Raw genomic sequence first — 16,752 nt, 5'->3', positions numbered from 1 at the left:
TTACGGCGGGTCCCTTTTTGTCGTGGCAAAAAGGGACCAAAAACCGTCGGCTCCCATCATCCGGCCCCTACGCTACGCTCCGGGGTCCCCTCGCTCCGGCCTTGCTCCCGGGAGCACGCGCTGCAGGCCCCATCCATGGGGCCTCAGCGCTTGACGGGCATCCATGCCCGTCATCTCCCTCCGCAAGGCCTCCACTCGGCCTCCTGAAGTCGCAATCTGCGTCGCCTGGACTACCGCGCGCTTAGAAGCAAGATCAAAAGCGAAAAGCGAAAAGCGCAAAGCGCTCAGCGCCGCACCTGCTTGAGGGTTTCGGCAATCAGGAACGCCAACTCCAGCGACTGATCAGCATTCATCCGCGGATCACAATGAGTGTGATACCGGTCAGACAACGCATCCTCGGTGATCGGCCGGGCACCACCGATGCATTCGGTGACGTTCTGCCCAGTCATCTCGATATGGATACCGCCGGCATGGCTGCCCTCAGCCTGGTGCACCTGGAAGAACTGCTTCACCTCATCCAGAATCTGCGCAAAATCGCGGGTCTTGTAACCGCTGCTGGCCTTGATGGTGTTGCCGTGCATCGGATCGGAACTCCACAGCACCTTGCGCCCCTCGCGCTCGACCGTGCGGATCAGCCCCGGCAAGTGGTCGCCAACCTTGCCCGCGCCCATGCGCACGATCAGGTTCAAACGCCCCGGGTCATTGGCCGGGTTGAGCGTGTCGATCAGGCGGATCAGCTCTTCGGGGTTCATGCTCGGGCCAACCTTGACCCCAATCGGGTTGTGCACGCCACGCAGGAACTCCACATGGGCCCCATCGAGCTGGCGGGTGCGGTCGCCGATCCACAGCATGTGCGCCGAGCAGTCGTAGTAGTCGCCGGTCAGGCTGTCCTGGCGCACGAAGGCTTCTTCATAGTTCAGCAGCAGCGCCTCGTGGGCCGTGAAGAAGCTGGTTTCGCGCAGTTGCGGCGCACTGTCCAGGCCACAGGCACGCATGAACGCCAGGGTTTCATCGATGCGATTGGCCAACTGGTGGTACTTGTCGGCCAGCGCCGAGTTGGCGATGAAGTCCAGGTTCCACTTGTGCACCTGGTGCAGGTCGGCAAACCCGCCCTGGGCGAACGCGCGCAGCAAGTTGAGGCTGGCGGTGGCCTGGTGGTAGGCCTGCAGCAGCCGCTCCGGGTCCGGAATGCGGCTTTTGGCGTCGAAACCGATGCCGTTGACGATGTCGCCACGGTAGGCGGGGAGGGTGATGTCGCCGATGGTTTCATCGCCAGATGAGCGGGGTTTGGCGAACTGCCCGGCCATACGCCCCACTTTCACTACCGGGCAGCCGGCGGCAAAGGTCATGACAATGGCCATTTGCAGCAGCACCTTGAAGGTGTCGCGGATTTTTGCAGCCGAGAACTCGGCGAAGCTCTCGGCGCAATCGCCGCCCTGAAGCAGGAAGGCACGCCCTTCAGTGACTTCGGCAAACTGCCGGCGCAGCTCGCGCGCCTCACCCGCGAACACCAGCGGTGGGTAGCTGGCCAGGGTCTGTTCAACCTTCAGCAGGTGCGCGGCATCGGGGTAGGTCGGTTGCTGCTGGATCGGCAGGGCGCGCCAGCTGTCGGGGCTCCACGGTTGGTTCATCTTGGGCTCGGTCTTGTCGGTTGTAGGCTATGGGCCATGGTAACAGTTGGCGCTGCGCTTGTTGCATCCAGGGTGTTGGCGGACAATGCGCGTTTTTGCGCAGGTGGGTGGTGGACATGACGGCGGAACGGCAAGAGCGGCTGCTGGCACGGGTGGAGGATGCTTTTGGCGTCATCAGCGTGTACGAAGTAGACGACTACCGCTTTCTGGAGTTCGGCGATGCGATCGAGCAAAGCTGTGTGTTCACGGCCGACCCCAGCTGGCTGGAGTACGACTATACCCGCGCCATGCTGGTGGGGGCGCTGTGCCACGAATCGCCGGAGAGCGCGCTGTTTCTGGGCCTGGGCGCCGGCACGCTGACCCAGGCCTGCATGAAGTTCCTGCCGTTGGAAGACATCGAGGCCATCGAGCTGCGCCCGGATGTGCCGCGCCTGGCCATGGATTACCTGGGCCTGGACGACGACCCACGGCTGTATGTGCGCATCGGTGATGCCCTGGAGTTGCTGCCCACGGCAGAGAAGGCCGACCTGCTGTTCGTTGACTTGTACACCGACCATGGTCCTGGGGTCGGGCACCTGGCGTGGAACTTTCTGGAAAACTGCCAGCAACACCTGAACCCGGGCGGCTGGCTGGTGATCAACCAGTGGGCCACCGATGATGGCAGGCCGCTGGGCGCGGCGTTGTTGCGCGGGTTGTACCACCGGCATTACTGGGAACTGCCTGTGAAGGAGGGTAATGTGATTCTGTTGGTGCCGGCAGACCTGGAGCAGTCGCTGGACCTGGACGGTTTGAGAGCCCGGGCCGAAGCGCTGGCGCCCCGTTTGGGGTACAGCCTCGATGGGCTGATCCGCGAGATTCGGCCGGCTACCTGAAAGGCTCAACCGCTGCGACACCGAGCGCGCACGGCTTCAGGGGATTATCGATTCAGCCTGTCGTGCTTGGTGGCCCGATGCTGGCCCTGCACCCGTGAAAATTTTCCTCACGTACGTGACTATTTCAGGTATAGTACGCGCCGGTCTTTTAGCGGACCTCAAAATCAGGTGGTGCAAATCCTCCGAGTCCAGCTTCGGCTGCGCGTCCGCTAGGCGGACCTTCCCAAGTTTTCTTTTTCAATCGTTTTCGCAAATCCCCGCCGCCAAAGCTGCCTGGGTGACCTGACGGTCTTTCAAGGCATGTGCAGCTTTGGAGCATGGGTCTTTGCGGATGCACCTAGAGGCAGACCCATGACCCAGGAAACCGGCGGCTTCGCCGCTCTCGATCTTAATCCGAACATTGTTGCTGCCGTTGTGGCTACCGGCTATGAAGAGCCGTCCGCCATTCAGCAACAATCGATCCCGATCATCCTCGCCGGTCACGACATGATCGGCCAGGCGCAGACTGGCACCGGCAAAACCGCTGCCTTCGCCCTGCCGATCCTGAACAAGATCGATGTGAGCAAGCGCGAACCGCAAGCCCTGATCCTGGCGCCAACCCGTGAGTTGGCGCTGCAAGTTGCTACCGCTTTCGAAACCTACGCCAAGCAGATGCCGGGCGTGAACGTTGTCGCCGTCTACGGTGGTGCCCCGATGGGCCCACAGTTGCGTGCGATCCGCAACGGCGCGCAAATCGTCGTGGCCACCCCGGGCCGTCTGTGCGACCACCTGCGTCGTGACGAAAAAGTCTTGTCGACCGTACAGTACCTGGTACTGGACGAAGCCGACGAGATGCTGAAGCTGGGCTTCATGGATGACCTCGAAGTGATCTTCGACGCAATCCCGGCTACCCGTCAGACCGTACTGTTCTCCGCAACCCTGCCGTCGTCGATCCGTTCGATCGCCGAGCGTCACCTGCGTGAACCCAAGCACGTCAAGATCCAGACCAAGACCCAGACCGTTACCGCGATCGAGCAGGCCCACCTGATGGTCCACGCGGACCAGAAGATCCCGGCTGTGCTGCGTCTGCTGGAAGTGGAAGAGTTCGACGCGCTGATCGCCTTCGTACGTACCAAGCAAGCCACCCTGGACCTGGCCGCCGCGCTGGAAGCCAAAGGCTACAAGGCTGCTGCACTGAACGGCGACATCGCCCAGAACCAGCGTGAGCGTGTGATCGACTCGCTCAAGGATGGCCGCCTGGACATCGTCGTCGCCACCGACGTCGCTGCCCGTGGCCTGGACGTACCGCGCATCACTCACGTATTCAACGTCGACATGCCGTACGACCCGGAGTCCTACGTACACCGTATCGGCCGTACTGGCCGTGCCGGTCGCGATGGCCGTGCACTGTTGCTGGTTACCCCGCGTGAGCGCCGCATGCTGCAGGTGATCGAGCGTGTAACCGGGCAGAAGGTTGCCGAAGCGCGCCTGCCTAATGCACAGGCCGTGCTGGATGCCCGCATCAAGAAGCTGACCTCGAGCCTGGCGCCGCTGGTAGCCGAAGCAGAAGCCACCCACGGCGAGCTGTTCGACCGCCTGACCACCGACCTGGGTTGCAGCGCGCGTGCACTGGCTTCGGCCCTGCTGCGCAAGGCCACCAATGGCCAGGCGCTGGACCTGGCGGCGGTAGAGCGTGAGCAGCCGCTGGTACCGAGCTTTGCCCCGCGTGGTGAGCGTACCGAGCGCGGTGAGCGTGGCGAGCGCCCTGACCGTGGTGACCGTGAGCGTCGTGCGCCGCTGCCGTTGGCCGAAGGCCGCGTGCGTTGCCGTACCGCCCTGGGTGCCCGTGATGGCATCGCTGCCAAGAACCTGCTGGGTGCGATCCTCAACGAAGGTGGCCTGGCGCGTGACGCTATCGGCCGCATCCAGGTGCGCGACAGCTTCAGCCTGGTCGAGCTGCCGGAAGACGGCCTCGAGAAGCTGCTGTCCAAGCTCAAGGACACCCGCGTGGCTGGCAAGCAGTTGAAGCTGCGTCGCTACCGCGAGGATTGATCCTGGCGTAATGAAAGAATCCCCGGCTTAGGTCGGGGATTTTTTTTGCCTGTACCGGCCCTTTCGCGGGCAAGCCCGCTCCTACAGGTACCCCACATGTAGGAGCGGGCTTGCCCGCGAAGAGGCCCTTCAGTCGAACCGATAGATGTCCATCCCCAGCGCGCCCAGGGTAAACCCCTGATGCACCACGCCGAACTTGCTCCCGGCCCCGAGGGCAAAGAACAGCGGCAGCAAATGCTCATCACTGGGATGGTTGCGCAGCGCAAACGGCGCCTGCTGCCGGTAATCCAGCAACGCCGCCTGGTCATCCTCCTGCAGTCGGTCTACCACCCAATCCCTGAACGCCATCGCCCACGGCTCGATCACATCCGGCCCCGCATGCCAGTCCAGCTCACCCAGGTTGTGGGTAATGCTGCCCGAACCCATCAGCAGTACATCCTCGGCACGCAACCCCGCCAGTGCCTGGCCCACCTTCAGCTGCAGCGCCGGCCCCATGTGGCTGGGTAGTGAAACCTGCACCACGGGAATGCGCGCATCCGGGTACATCAGCGACAGCGGCACCCAGGCGCCATGGTCGAATGGGCGTTGCATATCCAGCCGCGCGGGTAACCCCGCAGCCTTCAATCGCTCGCTGACCTGGCCAGCAAGCCCGGGCTCGCCCGGCGCCGGGTACTGCACCGCATACAGGGCCGGTGGGAAGCCGTAGAAGTCGTGCCAGGTTTCGGGCTGTGCGCTGCCGGTGACCAGCAGCTCGCGGCTTTCCCAGTGTGCCGACACCACCACGATCGCTTTCGGCCGGGGCAGCGCGTTGGCCAATCCGGACAGTGCCGGCCCGCTGGCGCCGGGTTGCAGGGCAAGCATGGGGGAACCATGGGAAATGAACAGGCTGGGCAGCATGGCGGGGTCCTGAAGGTTAAGATGCAACCATCATCGATTAACTACAGATCGAAATCCAAACCAAGTTTTACCGACAAATCATCTAAAAATCGGGAGTGATCATGGAACCAGCGTTCTGGCAGCAGCGGTGGGCCGACAACCAGATCGGCTTTCACCAAGCGCAGGTGAACCCCTATCTGCAGACGTACTGGCCCTTGTTGCAGTTGGCACCGGGCAGCCGCGTGCTGGTGCCTCTGTGCGGCAAGAGCCTGGACCTGGCCTGGCTGGCTGGGCAGGGCTATCGCGTATTGGGTGTAGAGCTGTCGCGGCGGGCGGTGGAGGATTTTTTCCGTGAGCACGGGCTTGAGCCCGAGGTGCGGCAGCAGGGCGCATTTGAAGTTTGGCGCAGTGGAGATGTGCAACTCTGGTGTGGCGATTTCTTTGCCTTGCGAGCAGAAGATGTCGCTGACTGTGCGGGGCTGTATGACCGGGCGGCGGTGATTGCGCTGCCGTTGCAGATGCGTGGGCGGTATATGCAGCTGTTGTCGGGTTTGCTGCCGGCGAATTGCCGTGGGTTGGTGGTGACGCTGGAGTATGACCAGTCGTTGTTGGCCGGACCGCCGTTTTCGGTCGGGGATGAAGAGCTGAGACAGGGGTTTGCGGGGTGGCAGGTGGAGCAGCTGGAGGCAGTGGAGGTGATTGAGGACAGCCCGAAGTTCATGCAGGCCGGGGCGTTGAGTTTGTTGGAGCGGGTGTATCAGGTAAGCCGATAAGCAGGTATGGCAGGCTGACGCGGCCCATGTGGGAGCGGGCGCGCCCGCGAAACAGGCGACGCGGTAGAAGGCACCGGCTTTGCCGGTGTTCGCGGGCGCGCCCGCTCCCACAGAAGGCTGCGTAAGGCCGGGAATAAAAAAGGGCGACCGAAGTCGCCCTTTGTTTTTAACAGGTGAATCAGCCGCGCTGACGCAGGGCCTCGATGCGGTCTTCCAGCGGTGGGTGGCTCATCAGCAACCCGGCCAGGCCGTGCTTGAGGCCGCCATTGATGCCGAAGGCCTTCATGGTGTCAGGCATGTGCACTGGCAGGCCTTGTTCCACGCGCAGGCGCTGCAGGGCGCCGATCATCGCCGCAGTACCGGCCAGTTGCGCACCGGCTTCGTCGGCGCGGAATTCGCGGCGGCGCGAGAACCACATAACGATCATGCTGGCCAGGATGCCAAGAATCAGCTCGGCAACGATGGTTGCGACATAGTAGGCAATGCCTTGGCCCTCTTCGTTCTTGAAGATCACCTTGTCGACAAAGTTGCCGATGATACGTGCAAAGAACATCACGAAGGTGTTCACCACGCCCTGCACCAGCGCCAGGGTGACCATGTCGCCGTTGGCAACGTGGCCGATCTCGTGGGCCAGTACCGCACGCACTTCATCGGGCGAGAAGCGCTCCAGCAGGCCCTGAGACACCGCTACCAGCGCGTCGTTGCGGTTCCAGCCGGTGGCGAAGGCGTTGGCCTCGTATGCCGGGAAGATACCCACTTCGGGCATTTTGATGCCCGCTTCGCGAGACAGCTCTTCGACCGTTTGCAGCAGCCACTGCTCGTGGCGGGTGCGCGGTTGGCTGATGATCTGGGTGCCGGTGGTCATCTTCGCCATCCACTTGGAGATGAACAGCGAGACGAGGGAGCCGGCAAAGCCGAACACGGCGCAGAACACCAGCAGGCTGCTGAGGTTCAGGTCGACCCCGTTGGCGGCCATGAACCCGTTGAAACCGAACAGGCTCAGGGTAATGCTTGCAACCAGCACCACCGCGAGGTTGGTGGCTACAAACAACAGAATGCGCATCATGGTTGTTACGTTCTCCTGACGGATGAGTTGTCGCTTACTGCGGGGTATATAAGGGGCCTGCCGCGCCGATTCAATCGGGGGACTATTTCAAACTGTGTACGGCGGAGTATGGCAGAGGATGGCCTGCGGGCTGTGGGATAGAGCGTTGCAGGATGTAAGAAACATTCGGCTTGGGGGCTGCGTCATGGCCGCTGGGTGTTTGCCGCAAGTGGTGTGGCGCCTGTGAGATCGAGCGCCGCCCGCGCGGCGCTTCGCGGGTAAACCCGCTCCTACGTTTGTTTCGGGCCAATTATGCCTGTGGGATTTGCGCGCGAACGCCCTGGCGCATGGCTCGATATCGCGTCGTACAAACAAGGCGATCGCGCGCGCCTGGCACAGGATGAACTGGCCCGAAACAAACGTAGGAGCGGGTTTACCCGCGAAGCGCCGCGCGGGCGGCGCTCGATCTACGCCCCACCATCAACCTTTCGTCGAACCCCTCGTCGAAACTCTCGTCGTCGCCCCCCGTCGAACCCTACTGCGAATAACCCTTAAGGAAATTGCCGATCCGGCCAATTGCCGCTTCCAGGTCATCCACCCGTGGCAAGGTCACCACGCGGAAGTGGTCCGGCCACGGCCAGTTGAACGCCGTCCCTTGTACGATCAGCAGCTTCTCCGACAGCAGCAGGTCAAGGGCGAACTTCTCGTCGTTGAGGATCGGGCAAACCTTCGGGTCGATCCGCGGGAACGCATACAGCGCCCCCATCGGCTTCACGCAGCTGACACCGGGGATATCGTTGAGCAGTTCGTAGGTGCGGTTGCGCTGCTCCAGCAGGCGCCCCGGTGGCAGCACCAGGTCGTTGATGCTCTGGTAGCCGCCCAGCGCAGTCTGGATGGCGTGCTGGGCCGGCACGTTGGCGCACAGGCGCATGTTGGCCAGCATGTCGATGCCTTCGATGTAGCTGTGTGCGTGGTGCTTGGGCCCGGAGATGATCAGCCAGCCGGAACGGAAACCCGCCACCCGGTACGACTTGGACAAGCCGTTGAAGGTCAGGCACAGCAGGTCCGGGGCCAGCGAGGCGGTGCTGATGTGCACGGCTTCGTCGTATAGGATCTTGTCGTAGATCTCGTCGGAGAACACCACCAGGTTGTGTTGGCGGGCGAGTTCCAGCATGCCCAGCAGCAGTTCTTTGGAGTAGACGGCGCCGGTCGGGTTGTTCGGGTTGATGATCACCAGCGCCTTGGTGTTCGGGGTGATCTTGGCCTTGATGTCCTCGAGGTCAGGGAACCAGTCGGCCTGCTCGTCGCACAGGTAGTGCACCGGCTTGCCGCCGGCCAGGCTCACGGCGGCTGTCCACAGCGGGTAGTCGGGGGCCGGGATCAGCACTTCGTCGCCGTTGTTGAGCAGCGCCTGCATCGACATGACGATCAGCTCGGACACACCATTACCCAGGTAGATGTCCTCGATGGTGACGCCTTCGATTTCCTTCTGCTGGCAGTACTGCATCACCGCCTTGCGGGCGCTGAACAGGCCTTTGGAGTCGCTGTAGCCCTGGGCGGTAGGCAGGTTGCGGATCACATCCTGCAGGATTTCATCAGGCGCCTCGAAGCCAAACGGCGCCGGGTTGCCGATGTTCAGCTTGAGGATGCGGTGGCCTTCCTCCTCCAGGCGTTTGGCGTGCTTGAGCACTGGGCCGCGAATGTCGTAGCAGACATTGGCGAGCTTGTTCGATTTGCTGAACTGCATGATGGGATCCCGATTGAGAAAACGCGCTACGCCCCGCCGAAAGGTTTGAAAGGGCAGGAAGCGGGTGCCAGACTGAACGCCTGGCACACGAAGCCGACTAATATACGTGCCACCCGCGCCCCGGAAAAGACGGTGTGGGGTGAAATTCAGCCTGCCGAGGTCCCTACATGAAAAAGATCGAAAGAACCCTGGACGAATGGCGGTCGATGCTCGACCCCGAGCAGTACCAGGTATGCCGCCTCAAGGGCACCGAGCGGCCATTCAGCGGCAAGTACAACAGCGAGCGCCGCGATGGCATCTACCATTGCATCTGCTGCGGCCTGGCGCTGTTCGATGCGCAGACCAAGTTCGACGCCGGCTGCGGCTGGCCGAGCTTCTACGCGCCGATCGAGGACAGTGCGATGATCGAGATCCGCGACACATCCCACGGCATGATTCGCACCGAAGTCACCTGCGCCCGTTGCGATGCGCACCTGGGGCATGTGTTCCCTGACGGCCCACCACCGACCGGTCTGCGCTACTGCATCAACTCGGTGTGCATCGACCTTCGTCCGCGCGACTGACCGGAGCCCGATCATGGCTGCAACGATGCTGAACATACCCTGCGTGACCCTTGGCGGCGAGCACAAGACGCTCGGCGACTTCCCGGGCAAGGTGCTGTTGGTGGTCAATACTGCCAGCCAGTGCGGTTTTACCCCACAGTACAAGGGCCTGGAGCAACTGTGGCAGGCCTACCGCGACCGTGGCCTGGTGGTACTGGGCTTTCCGTGCAACCAGTTCGGCAAGCAGGAACCTGGCGATGCGCGGGAAATTGCGCAGTTCTGCGAGCGTAATTTCGGCGTGACTTTCCCGCTGTTTCGCAAGGTCGAGGTCAACGGCCCGGGCGCTCACCCTCTGTTCGTCGAACTCAAGCGGCGCGGCCCGGGCATTCTGGGTAGCCAGAAGATCAAATGGAACTTCACCAAGTTTCTGGTCGACCCGGCCAGTGGCCAGGTCAAGCGCTATGCCCCCACCACCAAGCCACAGGCTCTGGAGGCGGACATCGAGCGTTTGCTCAGCCGCTGAAGGGTGCCCAGTGGTCGACCAGGGCCAGTAGCTCTTCGCGGCGGAATGGCTTGGCCAGGTAGTCGTTCATGCCCGCCGCCCGGCAGCGTTCGCGCTCTTCGGGCATCGCGTTGGCGGTGAGGGCGACGATTGGCAACGCGGGCCAGCGGCCGCTTTGGCGGATACGCCGGCTGGCCTCGTAGCCGTCCATCACCGGCATGTTGCAGTCCATCAGCACCAGGTCGAATTCCTCACGCTCCAGCAGCTCAAGGGCCTCCGCGCCCTGGGTGGCCAGTTGCACCTGGCAGCCGAGCTTGGCCAGCATGCCCTTGGCCACCAGCTGGTTCACCGGGTTGTCCTCTACCAGCAGAATCCTCGCACGGCCTTGCTCCTGGGTAATGGCCGGGATGGCCAGCGGGTGTTCGGGCTCATGGCCTTGCAAGGTGCGGCGCAGGGTCTGGTACAGGGCGTTGCGTGCCAATGGCCGGGCCAACTGGTGCAGCGGGGCCAAGGCCAAGGACTGCTCGTTGGGCAGGAAGTTGCCGTAGGCAGTCACCAGCAGAATCGGGGTATTCAATGCCGGGCGCAGCTCGAACAGGTGCTCGACGTCGTCGGTGATCAACAGGTCGATCGCTCCGGCATCCAGCGTGGCGCAACTGTCATGGCGCTGGTAGGTCAGGCCCCAGGCGGGCAGCAAGTGCTGCAACAGTTCACTGAGCCCGCTGCCGGCTGCGCTCAGTGCTGCCACGCGGCCATGCAAGGGCGCCGGCGGGATGGCTTCGGTGTGCACGGTCAACGGCAACTCGGCGGTAAAACAGCTGCCAAAGCCTGGCTCGGAGCGAATGTGCAGGTGGCCCTGCATGGCCTTGCACAGGTTGCGCGTCAGCGCCAGGCCCAGGCCGGTACCACCGTACTGGCGGGTGATGCCGGCACCGGCCTGGGTGAAGGGCTGGAAGATGCGCGCCTGGGCGTCTTCGGGGATGCCGATGCCGGTATCCCGTACCTCCAGACGCACACCGCCGACAATGGCCACCAAGCGCACATCGACGCGGCCAAAGCGGGTGAACTTCAGCGCGTTGGACAGCAGGTTGCTGACGATCTGCCGCACACGCGTGGGGTCGCCGAGCACGCTGCTGGGGAAGTCGCTGGCGATCAGGCAGGTCAGCTCCACGCTTTGCGCGGTGTTCTGCGACAGCAGGTTGGCGGTGTCTTCCACCATCGAGCCCATGTCGAACGCAATGCGTTCCAGTTCCAGTTGGCCGGCATCGAACTTGGACAAATCGAGAATATCGTTCAGCAGCTCTACCAGCACCTTGCCCGAGTCATGGGCGATCGCCAGTTGCTGGCGTTGCTCGCTGGGCAGCGGGTTGTCCAGTGCCAGGGCGATCATGCCGAGCATGCCGTTGAGCGGGGTGCGGATTTCGTGGCTCATGTTGGCCAGGAAGGCGGCGCGTGCCTGGGCCATGTCCAGCGCTCGGCTACGGGCTTGTTCCAGCTCCTGATTGGACAGGCTCAGGCTGCTGTTGCTGGCCTTGAGCTCGTTGGTGCGCGCCGACACGATGTCTTCCAGCTCGTTCAGATACTGGGTCAGACGGTTTTCCGCGGTGCGACGCTGTTCGATCTCGGTGGCCATGCTGACGAACTGCTGGTTGGCGACCTTCACCAGCACGCCGATTTCGTCATGCTCGTGTCCGTGTGGGCATTCCAGGCGAGTTTGCCGGGGTTTGCGCGGGTCGCTGCCGCTGAGTGCGCCGATCACCGTCACCAGCGGCTTGGTCAGCATCATGTAGAACAGCGCCAGCAGGATGCCGGTCAGCACCAGGCTGCGGGCAAAACCATTGAGCAGGGTGATGCCGGCACGGTCGAGAAAGCGGCTGCCGAAGGCGAAGGTGTCGATGTCCAGGTACAGGGTGCCCAGGTACTCCTCTGGCATGTGGGTCAGGTACAGGCGTTCCTTGAACTGGCGCTGCTCGCCGAACAGGAAGTCGCTGAGTGGCCGGTAGCGGTCCTGAAGCTTTGGCCGCTCGACATCGGCCAGTACCGTTTCGTTATTGTCGATCAGCCGTGCGCGGATGACGGCCGGCGACTGCAGCAGGCCGCGGGTCAGCTCCAGCGCCAGCTCCGAGTCGATGTTGTAGGCGATGCGCGAGGCCGGGTTTTGGCTGATTTGCAGCAACGCGCTCACTTCACGGTTGATGGACGCGTCTTCGCTGGCATAATCGATGCCGATCTGGATGAGACTGAGCAATGTTCCCAGGATGAAGCCGACCAGGACTGTCAACCGGGCTTGCTTGTATGACAGGCGATTGGTGAACTTGATATCCATGAGTCCCGAGCCGGTTTCCCGTTCCTTGCGCTGCGCAAGCATAGCCGAATAGCCCCGGCTGCTGGTGGGTCTGTCTGTTCATTTCAGTTGATCGCCAAGCGGGGGCCGCTTTGCGCCCCTTCGCGGGCTTGCCCGCTCCCACAGGTACAGCTTAGCCCCAGGCTGAACGCAGCCCTGTGGGAGCGGGCAAGCCCGCGAAGGGGCGCGCAGCGGCCCCCAAAAAACTGAAATTGTTAGGAGTCGTCATGGACGCTCGCTTGATCGCTTTTCTGGACCGCGCCGAATCGGTACTGGCGCGTCTTGAACCCCTGTTGCCGGCACAGCGCCCGCACATCGACTGGACCACCACACTGGCCGCGCGCTGGCAGCGTGATGGCCGCAGCGGCTACCTGCTGCCACTGGAGGTCAGCCTGGACATCCGTCTGACCGATCTGATCGGCGTCGACAAACAGCGCGACCAACTGGGCCGCAACACCCACCAGTTCATCAACGGCCTGCCAGCCAACCACGCGTTGCTGTGGGGCTCGCGCGGTACCGGCAAGTCGTCGCTGGTGCGTGCTTTGCTGGCCGAGCACGCCAGCGCCGGCCTGCGCCTGATCGAAATCGAGCGTGACCACCTGGCCGACCTGCCGCGGGTGGTCGAGCAGCTGCAGAAGCTGCCGCAACGTTTCATCCTGTTCTGCGACGACCTGTCGTTCGAAGCCGGGGAGGGCGATTACCGGGTGCTCAAGAGCGTGCTCGACGGCTCGCTGGAGCAGGCCCCGGACAACGTGCTGCTGTACGCCACCTCCAACCGCCGCCACCTGGTGCCCGAGAAGGAAAGCGACAACGAGAACTGGAAGCGTGTGGACGGCGAGCTGCACCCCAGCGAAGCGGTGGAGGACAAGATTGCCCTGTCTGACCGTTTTGGCCTGTGGCTGTCGTTCTATCCGTTCACTCAGGACCACTTCCTGAATGTTGTGGAACACTGGATTGGCCAGTTGGCACAACCTGCGGGCCTTGTGTGGCAACGCACCGAAGAACTCGACATCCTCGCCGTGCGCTGGGCCACCGGCCGCGGTAACCGTAATGGCCGTTGTGCCTATCAGTTCGCCCGCTATTGGGTCGGGCTGCAATTGCTGGAGCAAAAGTAAATGATCGACCTCAATGCCAGTGGCGCCGGCCTCGACGGCTACAATCTGCTGGCGGCGCAAGTGCAGGCGCTGTTCGCCGACGAGCGTGACTTCATCGCCAATGCCGCGCAGTTTTCGGCGTTTCTGTATAACCAGGTGGACGACCTGAACTGGGCGGGGTTCTACCTCAACCGCAACGAAGAGCTGGTGCTGGGCCCGTTCCAGGGCCAGGTGGCGTGTGTGCGTATTCCGTTCAGTAAAGGTGTGTGCGGGGCCGCGGCGGCAACGCGACAGACCCAGCGGGTCGAGGATGTACATGCATTCCCGGGCCACATTGCCTGTGACAGCGCCTCCAACAGCGAGCTGGTGATCCCGTTGGTGAAAGACGACAGGTTGATTGGCGTGCTGGATCTGGACAGCCCGACGGTGGGGCGGTTCAGCGAAGCGGACCAGGTGGGGCTGGAGCGGTTGGCGGCGATCTTTCTGGCGTTGACTGACTGCTGATCAGTGTTGCCTGTGCCGGCCTCTTCGCGGGTGAACCCGCTCCTACGACGGCCTGTGTCCAACCAGGGATGTGTGTCCACCCCGGTGTAGGAGCGGGTTTACCCGCGAATACGGTGGTGGCTGCAACGATGAATGCTCAGGAATATTGGCCAGCAGGCCCGGCCTCTTCGCGGGTGAACCCGCTCCTACGACGGCATTGATACGCCAGTAGCGAAGAGGCCGGTACAGGTTAACCAATCAGTCGTAGATCACCTTCTTCTTCCAGGTCTCTTCCTCATCGGTCTTGAGCCCATCGGTCAATTCGTTGTGCTCGCCTTCCGCCGGGGCCATGCGGTCCATCACCTGGGCATTGGCCCGGGCCAACAGTTTCTCAAGATACGTCAGTTGCTCTTCATACACCTTCGGCTCGGGCTGCTTGCGCAGATATTGCACGCCGCGCTCGAAGGCCAGGCGCGCCTGGCCAGGCTGGCCTTTCTGCAGGGCCTGCTGGCCCAGGTTGTTGAAGAACTCGATATGCAACAACACCAGGATATGGCGGATCTCCTTGACCCAGTGTTTGGCCTCGGTCGTTGGCAAGAAGCCTTCCTGTGCAGCGCGGGTCACCTGATTGTGCAGCGCCTCCAGCAGGAAGCGTACGTCCTTGGCCTTGATCTCGGTGTGGATCGGGTTAGGGGGGTTGTTGACCGGGATCTTGTCGCCCAGGGCTATCAGCCCTTCCAGTTCGGCGATGCGCGCCTTGAATTCGGCATTGTGCTTGTCCACCGCCAGCAGGCGCTGGTTGAGGTTCAGCTCCAGGCGGGTCAGCAGCAATTTGAGGGCCGGGGTCATGAACTGGCCGGGGAACGTCTCGGTGATTTCGCCACAGCGACGCAGGCGGTCGGCGAGCTCGATCTTCGTCCGGGCGCGCTCAAGCTTGCCATTTTCGACCACATTGTTGAGGTAGCCGATCACGATCAGCAACGCGATGCCCGCCACGATGAGCAGGGTGATCAGAAGTGGTGTCACCGTTAATGCCTCATGAATAGGTTTGCATGATTGAGTGTAGGAGCGAGCGTGCTCGCGAGAGGCCCTGACAGCCATTCTCTTTTTCTATCGGCAAACTGTGCCATGACTGGATGCTGGCACATTAATGCTGACTTGACGCCAGAAAATCAACGGCAAACCCCGGCAGGCGCACCAAAACAGCGCTGGGTGTACCCGGAAGTCATTGATTTAAATAAATTTCTACAAAGGGGTTGACGCCTTCCCGAACCATCCATAGAATGCGCGCCACTTGCAGCGTAAAGCACACAGCGAAACGCAGCAGGGAGTGAAAGCAGGCAGTAATGCCAGCAGCGTGTCCCCTTCGTCTAGTGGCCTAGGACACCGCCCTTTCACGGCGGTAACAGGGGTTCGAGTCCCCTAGGGGACGCCAATGCGGGAATAGCTCAGTTGGTAGAGCACGACCTTGCCAAGGTCGGGGTCGCGAGTTCGAGTCTCGTTTCCCGCTCCAGTTTCTCCGGCACTGCTTAGCGGCGGGGCAGGAAAAGAAAATCCAGGCTGAATCGTGAGGTTCATGTTCTGGTGCACTGAAAAGTGTTGTGTGTCCCCTTCGTCTAGTGGCCTAGGACACCGCCCTTTCACGGCGGTAACAGGGGTTCGAGTCCCCTAGGGGACGCCAAATGCGGGAATAGCTCAGTTGGTAGAGCACGACCTTGCCAAGGTCGGGGTCGCGAGTTCGAGTCTCGTTTCCCGCTCCAGTTTAAATACTGTGGCGTCTATGCGGTGCAGTGGTGGTGAAGGTCTTCAAGGCGCTTCACGCCGAAAGCGGTAAAGTTTCACAATGCGGGAATAGCTCAGTTGGTAGAGCACGACCTTGCCAAGGTCGGGGTCGCGAGTTCGAGTCTCGTTTCCCGCTCCAAATCAAGATTTACAACCTTCCACGGAAGTCTGTAGATCCTCGGAAATAGACGCTTCGGCGTCTTTTTTCGTTTCAGTCAAAGCCATCGGGATCCATGGTCATCCCGACATTTGGCTTCAACTGCAAAAAACGCCACTCTTTCGGGTGGCGTTTTTTTTTGCATCGGGCTACGGCTTGTCTTCCAGTTGGGCTGCCGCATCGGGAAATTTCAACCAGCTCAGCTTATCGTCGAACGACACTTCAACCGACACCCGGAACTGATAGTTGATTGCCAGCCTCAACAGTTCGGTTTTCGTGACGCTACCCAGCACCATCACGCCCGTTTCGCTGGGTACAGGCAGCGCGGTGGCAATCGGCAGCCTGATTTCCCGAGTGACGTTGCCGCTTTCCACCCCGTCGATCCAGGCGTTGACGAATTGCGACGTATGCCGGAACGGCCAGCTTTCCAGGGTAAAGGTGGTGCTTTCGCCCAGTGTGCGCAGGTTCAGTGCGCGGTTGCGGATATCACTGCACTGCACGATTGGCAGTCCTTCGATTTTCCGCACCGTGACATAGTGCGAAGGCGAGGGGGGCACGTCAGGCTTGTCGATTTGGTAATACAGTTCCACCCGGCCGCCCATGTGCGGCGGCACATATAGGCTGGGGATCAGGTATTCAAGTGCGCCTGGCGATATGGGCGTGTTGGTGGAGTAACCGCCGAGCGTCCCGGGTTGGCCCCAGAATACGGTGACAGTCTCATTCGGCCGGATTTCTGCCCCGTCGGGTATGACGAATGTGACGCCGTCGAATGCGTTGCCAGGTTCCAGCGTGCTTTGGTAATCGCTGCCCTTCGCCTCCTTGATGTGTGGCGGTGGCAATTCGCGTGGTGGCGGGGAAGGGTCGGACTCCAAC

The 16,752-nt window shown here is 62.1% G+C and carries 13 protein-coding genes, 5 tRNA genes and 1 pseudogene; 12 read left to right on the top strand and 7 right to left on the bottom strand.

Features of this window, described 5'->3' with window-relative positions:
• Positions 1 to 284: 284 nt before the first annotated feature.
• A complete protein-coding gene (locus tag ACF8EF_RS23460; RefSeq protein WP_003247094.1) occupies positions 285 to 1,631 on the bottom strand; it encodes a class II 3-deoxy-7-phosphoheptulonate synthase in 1,347 nt (448 codons plus the stop codon).
• Between the two features lie 116 nt (positions 1,632 to 1,747).
• On the opposite strand from ACF8EF_RS23460, the gene ACF8EF_RS23455 reads away from it, so the two are divergent.
• Both ACF8EF_RS23455 and ACF8EF_RS23450 read left to right on the top strand, forming a co-directional pair.
• The gene (locus tag ACF8EF_RS23455) at positions 1,748 to 2,503 is read left to right on the top strand and encodes a spermidine synthase (RefSeq protein WP_010952896.1); all 756 of its coding nucleotides are present in this window, start codon (positions 1,748 to 1,750) and stop codon (positions 2,501 to 2,503) included.
• Positions 2,504 to 2,820: 317 nt separating this feature from the next.
• Positions 2,821 to 4,534 (top strand): annotated as a pseudogene (locus tag ACF8EF_RS23450) (DEAD/DEAH box helicase).
• 129 nt (positions 4,535 to 4,663) lie between these two features.
• Here ACF8EF_RS23450 and ACF8EF_RS23445 read toward each other — a convergent pair.
• On the bottom strand, positions 4,664 to 5,431 hold the full coding sequence (locus ACF8EF_RS23445; protein ID WP_176685758.1) for a class III extradiol ring-cleavage dioxygenase: 768 nt from the start codon (positions 5,429 to 5,431) through the stop codon (positions 4,664 to 4,666).
• 101 nt (positions 5,432 to 5,532) lie between these two features.
• On the opposite strand from ACF8EF_RS23445, the gene ACF8EF_RS23440 reads away from it, so the two are divergent.
• Positions 5,533 to 6,183, top strand: a complete 651-nt coding sequence (locus ACF8EF_RS23440) for a thiopurine S-methyltransferase (RefSeq protein ID WP_392460636.1) — start codon at positions 5,533 to 5,535, stop codon at positions 6,181 to 6,183.
• Positions 6,184 to 6,361: 178 nt separating this feature from the next.
• Here the strand turns inward: ACF8EF_RS23440 and htpX are convergent, their stop codons facing one another.
• Positions 6,362 to 7,249 (bottom strand): protease HtpX, encoded by an 888-nt coding sequence (gene htpX / locus ACF8EF_RS23435; RefSeq protein ID WP_010952899.1) that lies wholly within the window; start codon positions 7,247 to 7,249, stop codon positions 6,362 to 6,364.
• 514 nt (positions 7,250 to 7,763) lie between these two features.
• Positions 7,764 to 8,975 carry a pyridoxal phosphate-dependent aminotransferase gene (locus tag ACF8EF_RS23430; protein WP_003247100.1) on the bottom strand — a complete coding sequence of 404 codons (1,212 nt, stop codon included), beginning with the start codon at positions 8,973 to 8,975 and terminating at the stop codon, positions 7,764 to 7,766.
• 167 nt (positions 8,976 to 9,142) lie between these two features.
• Here ACF8EF_RS23430 and msrB point away from each other — a divergent pair, with 167 nt between their 5' ends.
• Both msrB and ACF8EF_RS23420 read left to right on the top strand, forming a co-directional pair.
• Positions 9,143 to 9,538: a peptide-methionine (R)-S-oxide reductase MsrB gene (msrB, locus tag ACF8EF_RS23425; RefSeq protein WP_176685760.1), complete on the top strand. Its 396-nt coding sequence runs from the start codon at positions 9,143 to 9,145 to the stop codon at positions 9,536 to 9,538.
• Between the two features lie 13 nt (positions 9,539 to 9,551).
• A complete protein-coding gene (locus ACF8EF_RS23420; RefSeq protein WP_176685761.1) occupies positions 9,552 to 10,040 on the top strand; it encodes a glutathione peroxidase in 489 nt (162 codons plus the stop codon).
• On the opposite strand, the gene ACF8EF_RS23415 is transcribed toward ACF8EF_RS23420, so the two are convergent.
• Positions 10,030 to 12,387: a response regulator gene (locus tag ACF8EF_RS23415; RefSeq protein ID WP_392529370.1), complete on the bottom strand. Its 2,358-nt coding sequence runs from the start codon at positions 12,385 to 12,387 to the stop codon at positions 10,030 to 10,032. The two genes, ACF8EF_RS23420 and ACF8EF_RS23415, sit on opposite strands and share 11 nt — an antisense overlap.
• A gap of 203 nt (positions 12,388 to 12,590) precedes the next feature.
• Between ACF8EF_RS23415 and ACF8EF_RS23410 the strand changes: the two genes are divergently transcribed.
• Both ACF8EF_RS23410 and ACF8EF_RS23405 read left to right on the top strand, forming a co-directional pair.
• The gene (locus tag ACF8EF_RS23410; RefSeq protein ID WP_176685763.1) at positions 12,591 to 13,478 is read left to right on the top strand and encodes an ATP-binding protein; all 888 of its coding nucleotides are present in this window, start codon (positions 12,591 to 12,593) and stop codon (positions 13,476 to 13,478) included.
• Positions 13,479 to 13,961 carry a GAF domain-containing protein gene (locus ACF8EF_RS23405; RefSeq protein ID WP_176685764.1) on the top strand — a complete coding sequence of 161 codons (483 nt, stop codon included), beginning with the start codon at positions 13,479 to 13,481 and terminating at the stop codon, positions 13,959 to 13,961. It begins immediately after the preceding gene.
• 237 nt (positions 13,962 to 14,198) lie between these two features.
• Here ACF8EF_RS23405 and ACF8EF_RS23400 read toward each other — a convergent pair whose 3' ends face one another.
• Entirely contained in the window at positions 14,199 to 14,966 is a 768-nt protein-coding gene (locus ACF8EF_RS23400) for a hypothetical protein (RefSeq protein ID WP_176685765.1), read from the bottom strand.
• Between the two features lie 333 nt (positions 14,967 to 15,299).
• On the opposite strand from ACF8EF_RS23400, the gene ACF8EF_RS23395 reads away from it, so the two are divergent.
• The 5 genes from ACF8EF_RS23395 (at position 15,300) to ACF8EF_RS23375 (ending at position 15,861) form a co-directional block, all read left to right on the top strand.
• Positions 15,300 to 15,375: transfer RNA gene (locus ACF8EF_RS23395), tRNA-Glu, on the top strand.
• Positions 15,376 to 15,377: 2 nt separating this feature from the next.
• Positions 15,378 to 15,453, top strand: a tRNA-Gly gene (locus tag ACF8EF_RS23390).
• A 92-nt stretch (positions 15,454 to 15,545) separates the two neighbouring features.
• Positions 15,546 to 15,621: transfer RNA gene (locus ACF8EF_RS23385), tRNA-Glu, on the top strand.
• A gap of 3 nt (positions 15,622 to 15,624) precedes the next feature.
• A tRNA-Gly gene (locus ACF8EF_RS23380) sits at positions 15,625 to 15,700 on the top strand.
• Between the two features lie 85 nt (positions 15,701 to 15,785).
• A tRNA-Gly gene (locus ACF8EF_RS23375) sits at positions 15,786 to 15,861 on the top strand.
• A 167-nt stretch (positions 15,862 to 16,028) separates the two neighbouring features.
• Here ACF8EF_RS23375 and ACF8EF_RS23370 read toward each other — a convergent pair.
• Positions 16,029 to 16,751, bottom strand: coding sequence for a hypothetical protein (locus tag ACF8EF_RS23370; protein ID WP_392460488.1), 723 nt, complete (start codon positions 16,749 to 16,751; stop codon positions 16,029 to 16,031).
• Between the last annotated feature and the right edge of the window lies 1 nt (position 16,752).

The sequence above is a fragment of the Pseudomonas sp. zjy_15 genome, from assembly GCF_043101865.1.
Taxonomy (GTDB): Bacteria; Pseudomonadota; Gammaproteobacteria; order Pseudomonadales; family Pseudomonadaceae; genus Aquipseudomonas; species Aquipseudomonas putida_Y.
Note: the sequence above shows the minus strand (reverse complement) of the source record. Positions and strands in the feature narration are given on the sequence as shown.